13 protein-coding genes and 1 riboswitch are annotated in these 14,361 nt (G+C 67.3%); of the genes, 6 read left to right on the top strand and 7 right to left on the bottom strand.

Going from position 1 to position 14,361, the window contains the following annotated elements:
- Positions 1–14: 14 nt before the first annotated feature.
- Both ACIBAE_RS12930 and hisC read right to left on the bottom strand, forming a co-directional pair.
- Positions 15–1,523: a cytochrome ubiquinol oxidase subunit I gene (locus tag ACIBAE_RS12930; protein WP_399284504.1), complete on the bottom strand. Its 1,509-nt coding sequence runs from the start codon at positions 1,521–1,523 to the stop codon at positions 15–17.
- Between the two features lie 306 nt (positions 1,524–1,829).
- Positions 1,830–2,909: a histidinol-phosphate transaminase gene (hisC, locus tag ACIBAE_RS12925; RefSeq protein ID WP_399284502.1), complete on the bottom strand. Its 1,080-nt coding sequence runs from the start codon at positions 2,907–2,909 to the stop codon at positions 1,830–1,832.
- A 356-nt stretch (positions 2,910–3,265) separates the two neighbouring features.
- On the opposite strand from hisC, the gene ACIBAE_RS12920 reads away from it, so the two are divergent.
- Positions 3,266–4,378: a LacI family DNA-binding transcriptional regulator gene (locus ACIBAE_RS12920; protein WP_399284500.1), complete on the top strand. Its 1,113-nt coding sequence runs from the start codon at positions 3,266–3,268 to the stop codon at positions 4,376–4,378.
- Between the two features lie 297 nt (positions 4,379–4,675).
- A complete protein-coding gene (locus ACIBAE_RS12915; protein WP_399284682.1) occupies positions 4,676–5,746 on the top strand; it encodes a metallophosphoesterase in 1,071 nt (356 codons plus the stop codon).
- Between the two features lie 79 nt (positions 5,747–5,825).
- Here the strand turns inward: ACIBAE_RS12915 and thiC are convergent, their stop codons facing one another.
- Positions 5,826–7,655 (bottom strand): phosphomethylpyrimidine synthase ThiC, encoded by a 1,830-nt coding sequence (gene thiC / locus ACIBAE_RS12910; protein WP_399284498.1) that lies wholly within the window; start codon positions 7,653–7,655, stop codon positions 5,826–5,828.
- Positions 7,648–7,792: riboswitch (TPP riboswitch) on the bottom strand. Its footprint overlaps the gene before it by 8 nt.
- A 70-nt stretch (positions 7,793–7,862) precedes the next feature.
- Between thiC and ACIBAE_RS12905 the strand changes: the two genes are divergently transcribed.
- Positions 7,863–9,266: a YibE/F family protein gene (locus ACIBAE_RS12905; protein ID WP_399284496.1), complete on the top strand. Its 1,404-nt coding sequence runs from the start codon at positions 7,863–7,865 to the stop codon at positions 9,264–9,266.
- Positions 9,267–9,353: 87 nt separating this feature from the next.
- Here the strand turns inward: ACIBAE_RS12905 and ACIBAE_RS12900 are convergent, their stop codons facing one another.
- The 4 genes from ACIBAE_RS12900 to ACIBAE_RS12885 all read right to left on the bottom strand — a co-directional run bounded on the left by ACIBAE_RS12900 (position 9,354) and on the right by ACIBAE_RS12885 (position 11,627).
- Positions 9,354–9,788 carry an SsgA family sporulation/cell division regulator gene (locus tag ACIBAE_RS12900; protein ID WP_399284494.1) on the bottom strand — a complete coding sequence of 145 codons (435 nt, stop codon included), beginning with the start codon at positions 9,786–9,788 and terminating at the stop codon, positions 9,354–9,356.
- A 102-nt stretch (positions 9,789–9,890) separates the two neighbouring features.
- The gene (locus ACIBAE_RS12895; RefSeq protein WP_399284492.1) at positions 9,891–10,661 is read right to left on the bottom strand and encodes an IclR family transcriptional regulator; all 771 of its coding nucleotides are present in this window, start codon (positions 10,659–10,661) and stop codon (positions 9,891–9,893) included.
- Between the two features lie 292 nt (positions 10,662–10,953).
- A complete protein-coding gene (locus ACIBAE_RS12890) occupies positions 10,954–11,172 on the bottom strand; it encodes a DUF5326 family protein (RefSeq protein WP_399284491.1) in 219 nt (72 codons plus the stop codon).
- Between the two features lie 137 nt (positions 11,173–11,309).
- On the bottom strand, positions 11,310–11,627 hold the full coding sequence (locus ACIBAE_RS12885) for a cupin domain-containing protein (RefSeq protein ID WP_399284490.1): 318 nt from the start codon (positions 11,625–11,627) through the stop codon (positions 11,310–11,312).
- 15 nt (positions 11,628–11,642) lie between these two features.
- Here ACIBAE_RS12885 and ACIBAE_RS12880 point away from each other — a divergent pair, with 15 nt between their 5' ends.
- The 3 genes from ACIBAE_RS12880 (at position 11,643) to ACIBAE_RS12870 (ending at position 14,337) form a co-directional block, all read left to right on the top strand.
- Positions 11,643–12,023, top strand: a complete 381-nt coding sequence (locus tag ACIBAE_RS12880) for a phage holin family protein (RefSeq protein WP_399284489.1) — start codon at positions 11,643–11,645, stop codon at positions 12,021–12,023.
- 59 nt (positions 12,024–12,082) lie between these two features.
- Positions 12,083–13,204: a cystathionine gamma-lyase gene (locus tag ACIBAE_RS12875; RefSeq protein WP_399284488.1), complete on the top strand. Its 1,122-nt coding sequence runs from the start codon at positions 12,083–12,085 to the stop codon at positions 13,202–13,204.
- A gap of 236 nt (positions 13,205–13,440) precedes the next feature.
- Complete coding sequence (locus ACIBAE_RS12870; protein ID WP_399284487.1) at positions 13,441–14,337, top strand: LysR family transcriptional regulator; 897 nt, start codon at positions 13,441–13,443, stop codon at positions 14,335–14,337.
- Positions 14,338–14,361 lie beyond the last annotated feature (24 nt).

Genomic DNA, 14,361 nt, shown 5'->3' with positions numbered 1-14,361 from the left:
AGCTCCTCAAGTCCTCAGTACGAGAAGGCCATCGGCCGGTCGGCGTCCGTGGGATCGCCGCCGATCTTGGTGGGCGGATTGAGGTCGGCGTCCGTGAGTTCGGGCGGCCCGGCCTTGACGTACTTCACCAGCAGCTTGACCTCGATGACCGCGAGGACCGCGTACAGCAGGGTGAAGGCGATCAGCGAAGTGAGTACCTCGCCCTGGGAGACCCCGGGAGAGACCGCGTCGGCGGTGCGCAACACTCCGTACACGACCCAGGGCTGGCGTCCCGTCTCGGTGAAGATCCAGCCCCAGGAGCTGGCGATCAGCGGGAAGAGCAGGGTCCAGAGGGCGGTGATCCAGTACAACCTGGCGATCTTGGGGCTGAGCGCCTTGTTCCGGAAGAGCACCAGATTCGGCACCTCGTCCTCGCCCGTCCGCAACCCGGGTGGGAGCAGGAACTTCTTACGGGTCAGCCAGAGACCGGCCAGACCGAGCGTGAAGGACGCCATGCCGAAGCCGATCATCCAGCGGAAGCTCCAGAAGGCCACAGGGATGTTCGGCCGATAGTCGCCGGGGCCGAACTTCTCCTGCTCGGCCCTGTTGATGTCGTTGATGCCGGGGACGTAGGAGCTGAAGTCGTCGTTGGCGAGGAAGGAGAGCACCCCCGGTATCTGGACGGCGACGCTGTTGTGGCCCTTGTCGACATCTCCATAAGCGAACAAGGAGAACGGAGCGGGCGCCGCGCCGTCCCACAGCGCCTCGGCCGCGGCCATCTTCATCGGCTGCTGCTTGAACATCACCTTGCCGAGGAGGTCACCGCTGACGGCGGTGAGCAGGCCCGCGATGACGACGGTGACCAGGCCGAGCCGCAGCGAGGTCCGCATCACCGGGATGTGCCTCTTCCGTGCCAGGTGGAAGGCCGCGATGCCGACCATGAAGGCGCCGCCGACAAGGAAGGCGGCTGTCATGGTGTGGAAGAACTGGGTGAGCGCGGTGTTCTGGGTGAGCACCGCCCAGAAGTCGGTGAGTTCGGCCCGTCCGGCTTTCTCGTTGATCCGGTAGCCGACCGGGTGCTGCATCCAGGAATTAGCCGCCAGGATGAAGTACGCGGAGAGGATCGTGCCGATCGAGACCATCCATATACAGGCCAGATGGATCTTCTTCGGCAGCTTGTCCCAACCGAAGATCCACAGTCCGATGAAAGTGGACTCGAAGAAGAACGCGATCAGGGCCTCGAAGGCCAGGGGAGCACCGAAGACGTCACCGACGAACCGGGAGTAGTCGGACCAGTTCATCCCGAACTGGAACTCCTGCACGATGCCGGTGACGACCCCCATCGCGATATTGATGAGAAAGAGCTTGCCCCAGAACTTCGTCGCCTTGAGGTACTTGGGATTCTCCGTGCGGGCCCACGCGGTCTGCAGCCCCGCCGTGAGCGCGGCGAGCGAGATCGTCAGGGGAACGAAGAGGAAGTGATAGACGGTGGTGATGCCGAACTGCCATCGCGCCAGGGTCTCCGGCGCCAGAGCGAGGTCCACGTTCGTCTCTCCTTACGTCACATTGCCGTGGTCACAGCGGTCACAGCGACAGCCTGTCCCTTTGATCCACCACAGAACGTCCGAAACAGGGACATGCTTGTGAATGCGTTCACATTCACAAGCATTATGTCGCACACCCTTCCGGGATCTTCGCGGGGGGGGTGCCCCAACTCCGTGAGCGCCCACGCCGAAGGGCGGCCCCGAAGAGACCGCCCTCGACTCTGACCTGACATGCCGCAACCGAAGACCCCCGACCGCGGCTACTCCCGGAAAGCCTCTCGGGCTCCCTACAGCGCTTACAGCTCTTTACAGCTCCTTGCGGAACGCCTCCGCCGCCAGCAGGAAGAGGTCATTGGCCTCGTGCTCGCCGATCGTGACGCGCACCCCCTCGCCCGTGAAGGGCCGGACCATCACGCCGGCCGCCTCGCAGGCCGCCGCGAAATCGAGCGTGCGGTCACCCAGGCGCAGCCAGACGAAGTTGGCCTGGCTCTCCGGCACGGTCCAGCCCTGGTCGACCAGGGTGCGGTACACCCGCTCCCGCTCGGCGACCAGCGAGCCCACCCGGCCCAGCAGCGCGTCCTCGGCCCGCAGCGAGGCGACCGCCGCGTCCTGGGCGATCTGGCTCACACCGAAGGGAACCGCGGTCTTGCGCAGCGCCGCGGCCACCGGCTCATGGGCGATCGCGAACCCGACCCGCAGGCCGGCGAGCCCGTACGCCTTCGAGAAGGTACGCAGCACGGCCACATTCGGGCGGTCCCGGTAGAGCTCGACCCCATCCGGCACCTCGGCGTCGCGAATGAACTCGCGGTACGCCTCGTCCAGCACTACCAGTACATCGCTCGGGACCTGGTCGAGGAATCGTTCCAGCTCAGCCCTGCGCACCACCGTGCCGGTCGGGTTGTTGGGGTTGCAGACGAAGATCAACCGGGTCCGCTCGGTGATCGCCGCGGCCATCGCGTCCAGATCGTGCGCTTCTCCGGCGGTCAGCGGCACTCGCACGGAGGTCGCACCCGAGATCTGGGTGATGATCGGGTACGCCTCGAAGGAACGCCAGGCGTAGATCACCTCGTCACCGGGTCCCGCGGTGGCCTGCAGCAGCTGTTGGGCGACGCCCACGGAACCGGTGCCGGTCGCCAGGTGCGAGACGGGCACCCCGAAGCGTTCGGCCAGCTCGTTCATCAACCCGGTACAGGCCATGTCGGGATAGCGGTTGAAGACGCCGGCGGCGGAGATCGCCTGCTCCATCACCCCGGGAAGCGGCGGATACGGGTTCTCGTTGGAGGACAGCTTGTACGCGACCGGCCCTCCCTGCGCCGCAGGCCTGCCCGGCTTGTACAGGGGAATGCCGTTCAACTCGGCGCGCAGCTTGGGGCTCATCTCGCTCACCGCAGGTCCTCCTCGGCCGTTCACGGGTCCGTGCACTTGAATACTGCTCACCTTATGAGGATTCGCGGCCGCTGCGAATGCCGGGCGCCGGGAAAGGGGGGCGCTCGCTGTACAGCCGCGCGCTGGTGGCTCGCGCCGTGGCGCGCGTCCCCCGTAGAGGTGAGTTGAGACCTCTTCGAAACATGAGCTCTGGGGCAGGTCCATGGCACTCAAGGCACAGCCGACCACACCCAGAAGCTCTAACCACCTTGCTTTCCATGGCCGTTGGTCGTTTAGGATCATGCAGAAACGTGCCTGCCAAGGGGTGCATATGCGACCGGCCCAATCGGTCGCCCGAGCCCTACTATCGGCTCGCCATGACAGCAGCAGGGAAACACCAGGTGAGCCGGACGGACACAACCCGCCGGGGAAGCCGGCAAGGTCGGGCGGGCATCCGGGACGTGGCCGCCGCAGCCGGTGTCTCCATCACGACCGTCTCGGACGCGCTCAACGGCAAGGGCCGGTTACCCGACGCCACCCGACGCCATGTCCGAGAGGTCGCCGAGCGCCTCGGCTACCGGCCATCCGCCGCGGCTCGAACCCTCCGTACCGGCAAATCGGGCCTTATCGGCCTGACCGTGACGACGTACGGGGATGAACCTTTCACCTTCACCGAGTTCGCCTACTTCGCCGAGATGGCCAGGGCCGCGACATCGGCCGCGCTCGCCCGCGGCTACGCCCTCGTCATTCTCCCCGCCACCTCCCGCCATGACGTCTGGTCGAACGTCGCCCTCGACGGCACCGTCGTCATCGACCCCTCCGACCACGACCCCGTGGTCACCGAACTCGTCCGCCAGGGCCTGCCCGTCGTCTCCGACGGCCGGCCGGCGGGCACCCTCCCCGTCACCGCCTGGGTCGACAACGACCACGAGGCGGCCGTCCTCGACCTCCTCGACCATCTCGCCGCCGCCGGAGCCCGCAGGATCGGCCTGCTCACCGGCACCACCACGGACACCTACACCCGGCTCTCCACCACCGCCTATCTGCAGTGGTGCGAGCGCGTGGGCCAGGACCCGGTCTACGAGTCCTACCCCGCGCACGACCCGTGCGCGGGGGCCGTCGCCGCCGACCGGCTCCTGGCCAGGCCCGACCGCCCCGACGCCGTCTATGGGCTCTTCGATCCCAACGGCACCGACCTGCTCGCCGCCGCCCGGCGGTACGGGCTGCGCGTCCCTGAGGACCTGCTGCTCGTCTGCTGCAGCGAGTCCACCGTGTACGCCTCCACCGAACCGCCCATCACGACCCTCTCGCTCAAACCGCGCCGTATCGGCACCGCCGTCATCCAGCTCCTCATCGACGCCATCGAAGGGATCAATACCGACCACCCGGTCGAGCAGGTGATACCGACCGAGCTGATCGTCCGGACCTCCTCCCAACGGCGCCCACCCCGCACCACGGTCAGCGCTCCCCGGTCCCCCGCAGGCGATTGACCGACGTCCGTACGGGTGACTGACCCACGCTCGTACGGGTAACCGCGCGCCGCCCCTGCGGGAACAACCGCCTTCCTCGCAGGGGCCGGTCAAAGGACTCGGCCTTGCACATTCCGGATGATCGGCGCAAAAACATCCGGTGAACCGGAGGTGCGACCGGATTCACCACCCCGGGTGCGTCACACAAGAGGGCCCGCGTTCCTATGATGGGCGCACGACACCACAGACCTTCCTTACCTCCGGCGGGCTCATCCCCATCCGGCCAGGCGGGCCTGAGGGGTGTACGGCGGCGCGACGGTGGTGGAGGGGTCGATGACACAGGGGGCCGGCCAGGAACCCGTGGTGCGGACGGCGACGTCGCGTGACTTCCGCGTCCCGCCATACGCGCAGGTTCCCGTGCAGTCCGGGCATCCGGGCAACGCCGTCCCGGACGACGAGCTGCCGGAGGACTACACACCCACCGAACGCGACCTCCCGGTGATCAACCGGGACGACAGCCTCCACGTGCACGCCGACCCCGGCGACACGTCCGTGGACGGCGGCCGCGGCCCGCTCTATGTCGTGGGCGACGTCCACGGCTATCTCGACGAACTCCTCGGCGCCCTGGCGGAACAGGGCCTCGTCGATGCCGAAGGGCACTGGGCAGCCGGCACCGCCCGCCTCTGGTTCCTCGGTGACTTCACCGACCGCGGCCCCGACGGCATCGGCGTCATCGACCTCGTGATGCGGCTCTCCGCCGAAGCGGCTGCCGCCGGCGGCTACTGCAAGGCCCTGATGGGGAACCACGAGCTGCTGCTCGTCGGCGCCAAACGGTTCGCCGACACCCCCGTCAACTCCGGGGCGGGCACCGCCACCTTCCAGGCCGCCTGGCTGCTCAACGGCGGCCAGCGGAGCGATATGGAGCGCCTCCAGGACGTCCATCTGCAGTGGATGTCACGCCTCGACGCGGTCGTCGAGGAGGACGGGCATCTGCTGATGCACTCCGACACGACCGCCTACCTGGATTACGGATCCAGCATCGAGGACGTCAACGACACCGTCCACCAGATCCTCACGCGCAACGACGCGGACGAATGCTGGGAGCTGTTCCGCAAGCTCACCAAACGCTTCGCATTCCGTGATGACGGCCCGGAGGCCGTTCAGGAACTGCTCTCCCGATACGGCGGTCAGCGCATCGTCCACGGCCACAGTCCGATTCCCTATCTACTCGGCGAAGTCGGTACCGAAGACGCCTCGGACGACGAGGGCGGTACGGGACCGTTGGTCCAAGGGCCGCACGTATATGCCGACGGACTTGCCATCGCCATGGACGGAGGCGTGACCATGGCGGGAAAACTGCTGGTCGTCCGGCTTCCCCTGGGCAACTGATCGGCGGCCCGGACCACCGGCCGGAGTAACCCCCGGCCGGGTCCGGACAGCGACGGCCGCCCCCGGCCCGCCCAGTTGCCTACTCGGCGAGCGGCAGATACACGCGATTGCCGGCTGCGGCGAACTCCTTGGACTTCTGGGCCATAGCGGCCTCGATACCCGCTTCGGTCCGAACGTCCGCTTCGCTCTCGACTCGCCTCTCCGCCGTCTCCGGATCGCCGCCGTGGCGACGCCTGATGTCCTGCGAGATCTTCATCGAGCAGAACTTGGGGCCACACATCGAACAGAAATGCGCAGTCTTGGCCGGCTCGGCCGGGAGCGTCTCGTCGTGGAACTCCCTGGCCGTGTCCGGGTCAAGGGCCAGGTTGAACTGGTCCTCCCAGCGGAACTCGAAACGGGCGTCGGACAGCGCGTCGTCCCAGTCCTGCGCTCCCGGGTGGCCCTTGGCGAGATCCGCCGCATGGGCCGCGATCTTGTAGGTGATGACACCGGTCTTGACGTCGTCGCGGTCCGGAAGGCCGAGGTGTTCCTTGGGGGTGACGTAGCAGAGCATCGCCGTGCCCCACCACGCGATCATCGCGGCGCCGATGCCGGAGGTGATGTGGTCGTAGGCCGGGGCCACATCGGTCGTCAGCGGGCCGAGTGTGTAGAACGGCGCTTCCTCGCAGATCTCCTGCTGCAGGTCGATATTTTCCTTGATCTTGTGCATCGGCACATGGCCCGGCCCCTCGATCATCGTCTGTACGCCGAAGCGCTTGGCGGTCGCGTTCAGCTCACCCAGGGTGCACAGCTCAGCGAACTGCGCCTCGTCGTTGGCGTCCGCGATGGAGCCTGGCCGCAGGCCGTCGCCGAGGGAGTACGTCACGTCGTAGGTCGCGAGAATCTCGCAGAGTTCCTCGAAGTTCTCGTACAGGAACGACTCCCTGTGGTGCGCGAGACACCAGGCGGCCATGATCGAGCCGCCGCGCGAGACGATGCCCGTCTTGCGGCGGGCGGTGAGCGGCACGTACCGCAGCAGGACACCGGCGTGGACCGTCATGTAGTCGACGCCCTGCTCGGCCTGCTCGATGACCGTGTCCTTGTAGATGTCCCAGGTCAGCTCCTCGGCCTTGCCGTCGACCTTTTCCAGTGCCTGATAGAGCGGTACCGTCCCGATGGGGACCGGGGAGTTGCGCAGCACCCACTCGCGCGTGGTGTGGATGTTGCGGCCCGTGGAGAGGTCCATGACCGTGTCCGCGCCCCAGCGGGTCGCCCAGGTCGTCTTCTCCACCTCCTCCTCGATGGAGGAGGTGACGGCGGAGTTCCCGATGTTCGCGTTGACCTTCACCAGAAATCGCTTCCCGATGATCATCGGCTCGATTTCCGGGTGATTGACATTGGCCGGCAGAACGGCGCGGCCTGCGGCGATCTCTTCCCGGACCAGCTCCGGGAGGACGTTCTCGCGGATCGCGACGTACTCCATCTCCGGGGTGATGACACCACGGCGGGCGTACGCGAGCTGCGTCACGGCCTGTCCGTCCCGGCTCCGGCGCGGCCGGCGCGGTCGGCCCGGGAAGACGGCGTCGAGGTTGCGCAGTCCCCCGCCCGGAGAGGTGTGCTTGAGTCCGTCGTCCTCAGGGCGGACCCGGCGGCCCGCGTAGGCCTCGGTGTCACCACGGCCAACGATCCAGTCCTCCCGCAGTGGCGCGAGGCCAAGGCGTACATCGGTCTCGACGGTCGGGTCGGTGTAAGGGCCCGACGTGTCGTACAGCGTCACGTCCGTGCCGTTGGTGAGGTGCACTTGACGGACGGGCACCTGGAGATCCGGGCGTGAACCCGCGACATATCCCTTGTGCCAGCCGATGGATCGACGGGCCTCGCCCGGATGCTCCGAGCCGGAGGCAGGCGTGTGTGCGTCCTGAACGGTCATGAGACCTACTCCCTACGCCGGCATTACCCGGTAACAGGTTCAGCGGTCGGCGCAGCGCAGGCGTCCAGGGGATGTCCCTGGGACCGCACAGTCAGCGCCCTCTCAGCCCGGTGCTCCGAGCTCCCGCGTGTGCAAAGGTGACTCCACGCTAATGCCATATCGGGCGCGCTGACCAGGGGGCCTCTCTCTTCTTGCGATGATCGGTCGGTGACCTCACCTCAGCAGACCCACGAAGCGCATGGCCACTCGCACAGTCATGGGCCCGCCGAACCGGTTTCCCGGCACCTCCGCAAGGTCATCGCGGCGGTCCTGATCCCGTTCGCGACCGCCGTGGTCGTCGGGCTCGCCATGCTCTGGCCGGGCGGCACACCGGCGCACGAGCGCACCGGTGTCGGTTTCGACCGGCAGACCCAGCAGGGCCACGTGGTGAGGATCGAGCAGCTCGACTGTCAGGACGCCAACGGGTCGCAGCTGCCGTCGACCGGCGGCCCCTCGACATCCGGGGGCAGTGCGACGCAGCGGTCCGGGAGCGGGGAATGCAAGAAGGCGACGATCGAGGTCACGACCGGCAAGGAGAAGGGACGGACCTTCATCGAGGTCGTCCAGCCGGACGCCCCGCGGCAGTTTCACGTGAAACAGGGGGTGGTGGTCGCTTACGCCCCCGATGCGCCCCACGATCTCCAGTACTCGGTGACCGATGTGAACCGTGAGTTCCCGATGGCTCTGCTGGCCGGGATCTTCGCGCTCGCGGTGGTCCTGGTGGGGCGGATGCGCGGTGTGATGGCGCTGATCGCGCTCGCCGTCTCCTTCGCCGTGCTGACGCTGTTCATCCTGCCCGCGATTCTGCAGGGCTCGAATCCACTGATCGTCGCGGTGGTCGGCGCGAGCGCCATCATGCTGACCGCCCTCTATATGTGCCACGGTCTGACGGCCCGTACGTCGGTCGCCGTCCTCGGCACCCTGGTCTCTCTCCTGCTGATCGGGCTGCTGGGGTCGCTCTTCATCGGCTGGGCGAGCCTGAGCGGGAACACCGACGACAACACCGGCCTCATCCACGGCCTCTATCCCGAGATCGACATGAGCGGTCTTCTCCTGGCGGGCGTCATCATCGGCTCGCTCGGTGTTCTCGACGATGTGACGGTGACGCAGACCTCGGCAGTCTGGGAGCTGCACCGGGCCGATCCGTCGATGGGCCCCCGCGCCCTCTACCGGGCGGCCATCCGGATCGGCCGGGATCACATCGCGTCGGTGGTCAATACGCTCGTGCTCGCCTACGCGGGCGCCGCACTCCCTCTTCTGCTGCTCTTCTCCATCGCGCAGTCGAGTGTGGGAGCAGTCGCCAACAGCGAGCTGGTGGCAGAGGAAATCGTACGAACCCTGGTGGGCTCGATCGGCCTGGTCGCGTCAGTTCCGGTGACTACGGCGCTGGCCGCACTGGTGGTTTCCGCCGACCGGCCCGCGTCCTCCGGAACACAGTCCGCAGGGCAGGGGTCGGCGGCACCAGGGCCGGCAGCACCGGGTCCGACATCGCGGGGGCCGGTGCCCGCCGTGCCTGAGCAGGGCGCGGCGGTACGCGGACCCGGTGGCCGGGGACGGCGCCGTAAGAAGTAGGCCGCACCGGCCGAAGCACCCCTGCGCCCCCTCGACCGGATCCGCTCGACCGGATCCGCTCAGCCGGATCCGCTCAGCCGGATCCGCTCAGCCGGCGTTCTCCTCGGCGAGGATGCGGCCGAGCGCCTCCTCCAGATTGCCCTCGAAGTCACCCAGCGTGCGCTCCTGCCCGAGCGGAACCAATCGGTCCGTCCGGTCGAGGAAGGCCACGAGCGGTGCGGCACTCACCCGGAACAGCGCGTGGTCATCACCGACCTGGAGCCGGATATGGACATCGGAGAGATCTTCGGGCGCGGTCGGGGCGATGTGCACATCGCCGTCACCACTGGGCGTGTTGATGCCGTCGAGCAGCAGTTCGCGTCCGAATGTCCAGGTGACAGGGGCATCGCCGGGCAGATGGAAGGTCATTCGCACCGCGTAGGGATCCCCCATCTCATAGTGCAGTTCCACCGGGATCCGGAACGAAAGCTCCTCGGAGACGAGGAAGCTCATCAGGACCTCGGCCTGGACCGACTCGCGCATCGTGTACTCCGGTGTAGATGAGGTAGTGGCTGGGAATGATCCCCGTTGATCCTCTTGACGCCATAGTCCTGTAAGCGCTAGCAGATCACAAGGAGTAATTTTTCAGATACTGATAGAGACGATGCCTGCGGTGAGTAGGCTATCGATTTCTCTGTGTAACCACTCGACCGCTGGGAGCAGTCGGTCCTGTTGATGGAGTGGTACGGAAATGGCCACCGCGCCTGCCGTTGATCCGAGCGCGACCGGTACGGCGGCACAGACCGTGCCGAGTGCGTACTCCTGCCGTTCCACGACGGGTTCCATCCGGCCCAGCGAGCCGAGACGCTCCAGCAGGGTGCTCCGGTCCGGTACCGAGTGCGGTGTTCGCGGGCGGACGGGATGACGGTCCAGATGGTCGAGGCGGGATTCCTCGTCGAGCTGGCTCAGCAGGCACTGCCCGATGGCGTGAGCATGAGCGGTCTCCCGCAGGTCGGCCCACTCGTAGGCCGTGGGGGCAGCCGGGCTGTCCGCGACGGAGACAAGATCGATCTCGCCCTCGTGGTAGACCGCGAAGTACACCGGGGCCCCGATGACGTCACGCCAGTGACCGATCGAATGGACGATCTTGCTGCGACGATTCTGCAGGGCTTCACCGCGTACCAGCCGATCTACGGCGTCGCCGAGAACGAAGACGCCCTTCTCACGGCGGAGATAGCCCTCATGGGTCAGCGTACGCAGCAGGTGATACGCCGTGGGCAGCGGAAGCCCGGCCTCACGGGCGAGTTGCTTCGCCGGCGCTCCGTCCGGATGGGAACCGGCGGACTCCAGCAGTCGCAGCGCCCGCTGCACCGATCCGATCAGGGTAGGGGCTGCGGTTCTTGTAGCTGTGGCCAAAGGTGACCCCCAGACGTGCTGACGGGAAGAGCCCGCCCGCGGGGGCCGCCCCCGCGCGCCCGCCACACCCTTCGGGGACCGAGGGAGTACCCCCGGGAACCCCGGGACGTGACCCGAGGAACCCTGAGGCCCGGCCTGGAAAAATCGCACAAACCAGAGGTCAGAGCGATCATCGTTGGTGCTTTCCCAGGGCGTGGCAGAGATTTGCCACTCTAGGGGCAGAGTGGCCTCAGGGATGGTTTCCCGTTCACCTTTCCCTCGCGCGGGCTAACGCCCGCACTGGCTGTCCGCCCTACCAGTCCCGACGTGAGGACGAGGAGGACGTGAACTTCCGTACGACGTAGATCAGTCCGCCGACCAACACCACCAGAAGCAGCAGTTTGAAGAGCAGCGCGATGAAGAACGCGACCACGGTGGCGATCATCCCGCCGAACAGGACGAGGACGATCAGGGGTACCGCGATCCACTTCACCCACCACGGCATCCCCGTGAATATCTCCCGTACCGCCATCGCCCTTACCTCGCTTTACCCAGTACCTCAAGCATCTGCCTGACATCCTCGATGCTAGAGGCGGGAAGACGGCCGCGGTGGCCCTGCGGCCCCCGATCTCCCCTGATCCGACCCTGAGGCGGCCCTGAGGGTCGCGGTCAGCCCTCGGGCGGCGAGAAGACGACCATCACCCGCAGATCCTCCGTGATGTGGTGGAACTTGTGCGCCACTCCGGCCGGTACATAGACCACGCTGCCCCTGCCGACCTGCGTGGTCTCCATCCCCACGGTGATCGAGGCCCGGCCACTCACGACGAAGTAGACCTCGTCCTGCCCGTGCGGCCGCTGCGGGTCGATGGCCCCGGCATCCAGTGCGTACAACCCCACTGACATGTTGCGTTCCCGTACAAACTGCAGATATGCACCGTCATTGGCGGCACGCTCCGCCTCCAGCTCATCAAGTCGGAATGCCTTCATGCCACGATCAGACACATGAAGAATTTCGTAGTCAAGACGATCGCCAACGCCGGGGCCCTGGCAGTGGCGATCTGGCTGATCCAGGGACTTACCCTGACCGGTGACAGCACCGGCAAGAAGATCTTGACACTGGGGCTCGTCGCTCTGCTCTTCGGTCTGGTGAACTTCCTCGTCAAGCCAGTGGTGAAGCTCCTGACCCTGCCATTGTTCATACTTACCCTCGGGCTGATCACTCTGGCGGTCAACGCCCTGATGCTGCTGCTGACCTCGTGGCTCGCGGGCGGGCTGAACCTGAGCTTCCACGTCGAAGGCTTCTGGACGGCCGTCTTCGCCGGCCTGATCATCTCGATCGTGTCGTGGGCGCTGAACGTCGTGCTCCCCGACCACGAGGACTGACCGGCCCGCGGGGAGCGAACACCGCTTCCCGCTGTACGCAACGCGATGGAGGAGACGGCATGACCCCAGGGGACGGCACACGAGCGGTACGGGCCGGGCTGCCCGAGATGGTGAAGTACGAACCGACCCTGCCCGGGCCGGTCTTCGCCGCGCACTTCCACCTGCCGGGCGAGCCGACGGGCCCGTACACCTACGGCCGGGACGAGAATCCGACCTGGACCCACCTGGAACGGGCCATCGGCGAGTTGGAAGCGCCGGGGGAGACGGTCGAGACCGTCATCTTCGCCTCCGGGATGGCCGCGATCTCGGCGGTGCTCTTCTCCCAACTCCGGGCCGGCGACGCGGTTGTCCTGCCGGATGACGGCTATCAGGCCCTGCCGCTGCTACGGGAACGCCTTGAAACCTTCGGCGTGGAGGTCCGGACCGCGCCGACCGGTGGCGATGCCCAGCTGCGGGTCCTGGAAGGGGCCCGGCTGCTCTGGATCGAGACGCCCTCCAACCCGGGGCTCGATGTCTGCGACGTTCGGCGGCTTGTGCGCGAAGCGCACAACGCGGGCGCTCTGGTCGCCGTCGACAACACCCTCGCCACTCCGCTCGGACAGCGCCCGCTGGAGCTGGGCGCGGACTTCTCCGTGGCGAGCGACACCAAGGGCATGACGGGTCACGGAGACATCCTGCTCGGCCATGTGACCAGCGCCGATCCGGAACTGATCGCGGGTGTACGGCGCTGGCGCAAGGTCGTCGGAGCAATCCCCGGGCCGATGGAGGCCTGGCTCGCACACCGTTCGCTGGCCACAATCCAGTTGCGCGTCGACCGGCAGTGCGCCAGCGCCCTGGTGCTGGCGCAGGCGCTGCAAGGGCGCGACGAGGTGAGCGGGCTGCGCTATCCAGGACTGCCCAGCGACCCCTCGTACCCCATCGCCTCCCAGCAGATGCGGCGTTTCGGCTCCGTGGTGTCGTTCGTCCTGCCCGACCGGGACCGGGCCGAACGTTTTCTGGCCGGACTGCGGCTCGTGGACGACGCGACCAGCTTCGGCGGCGTACGGTCCACGGCGGAGCGGCGCGGACGGTGGGGCGGCGATGCCGTACCGGAGGGTTTCATCCGATTCTCCGTCGGAGCCGAGGATCCTGAGGACCTGGTCGCGGATGTACTGCGTGCCTTGGACGAATCGGCACACTGACTATCGGCGGACTGAAAGGCGACGCGCGGGTGACGACCGTGCGGAACGGACGGTCCGAGCCTCCCCCCTCATGGCTCGGACCGTCCTCAGGGTCCATCCGAGGAGAACCACGCACTCAAGGCTAGTTGACTCTGCGTCAGTGTCCAATCACAGTAGCGACAGGAAGCTATCGGCTTACTTATCGTTGACGATCCGGAGGCGCCGCGGGGGCGAGATCCGGGACGGGAGAGCAGGACATGGACCTGGCTCTGCTGCGCACCTTTGTCACCGTGCACCGGGCGGGCTCCTTCACTCGCGCCGCAGCACTGCTGGGCCTCTCCCAGCCTGCGGTGACCGGCCAGATCAGGACGCTGGAGCGGCAGTTGGGCCGGCCACTCTTCCTGCGTCAGGCCCGCGGGGTGACACCTACGACGATCGGCGACGAACTCGCGCACCGCGCAGCGCCCCACCTCGACGCGCTGATCGAGATCGCCGAGACCGGGCTCGACAGCGAGTCGTCCGGCGTACGAACGCTCCACCTGGCCGGGCCACCTGAGTTCACCTCCCTGCGCGCGCTTCCCGCGCTCGCCCCCCTCACCGCCCAGGGCCTCGCACTGCGCACCTCGTTCTTCGGCAAGAACGAGGAAACGCTGGAGGGGCTGGCCGCCGGGCACCACGACCTGGCCATCGCGACGGCCCGTCCACGCGGTGGACTGCTCACCGCGACAGCGCTCTGCGACGAGGAGCATGTACTGATCGCGGCGCCCCGCTGGGCGGCGCGGCTGGGCCACAACGTGCTGCGCGACGGACATGTGGTGCTGGAGCAATTGCCGGTGGTGGAGGTGCACGAGTCCCTGCCGTTGGTCTCCCGCTACTGGGCCGCCGTCTTCGACTCCCGGCCGGCCTCCTCGGGAACCGTGATCGTCCCCGACCTGCGGGCTGTTCTGGAGTGCGCGGCGGCGGGTGCCGGACTGGCCGTAGTGCCGCGCTATCTCTGCGCGGGGGCGCTGGAGCGCGGAGAGGTCGTCGCGCTGCTCGATCCGCCGGTTCCTCCCCTGCGCACCTATTTCCTGGTCGTCCGCACCGGCACACTTGGCCTGCCGCCGATCGCGCGGGCGCACGAGTGGCTGCTGCGCGCTGCGGTCGACTGGTGACAGCAGGGGCTGAGGAGTTTCAGA

This window comes from Streptomyces sp. NPDC051569 (assembly GCF_044454085.1).
Classification (GTDB): domain Bacteria; phylum Actinomycetota; class Actinomycetes; order Streptomycetales; family Streptomycetaceae; genus Streptomyces.
This window is presented reverse-complemented; position numbering and strand designations above follow the sequence as displayed.

Coding starts and splice junctions, on each gene's coding strand:
- ACIBAE_RS12920 (WP_399284500.1), top strand. CDS start 3,266: ATGACAGCAGCAGGGAAACACCAGGTGAGCCGGACGGACACAACCCGC.
- thiC (WP_399284498.1), bottom strand. CDS start 7,655: ATGACCGTTCAGGACGCACACACGCCTGCCTCCGGCTCGGAGCATCCG.
- ACIBAE_RS12900 (WP_399284494.1), bottom strand. CDS start 9,788: ATGCGCGAGTCGGTCCAGGCCGAGGTCCTGATGAGCTTCCTCGTCTCC.
- ACIBAE_RS12890 (WP_399284491.1), bottom strand. CDS start 11,172: ATGGCGGTACGGGAGATATTCACGGGGATGCCGTGGTGGGTGAAGTGG.
- ACIBAE_RS12885 (WP_399284490.1), bottom strand. CDS start 11,627: ATGAAGGCATTCCGACTTGATGAGCTGGAGGCGGAGCGTGCCGCCAAT.
- ACIBAE_RS12880 (WP_399284489.1), top strand. CDS start 11,643: ATGAAGAATTTCGTAGTCAAGACGATCGCCAACGCCGGGGCCCTGGCA.
- ACIBAE_RS12875 (WP_399284488.1), top strand. CDS start 12,083: ATGACCCCAGGGGACGGCACACGAGCGGTACGGGCCGGGCTGCCCGAG.
- ACIBAE_RS12870 (WP_399284487.1), top strand. CDS start 13,441: ATGGACCTGGCTCTGCTGCGCACCTTTGTCACCGTGCACCGGGCGGGC.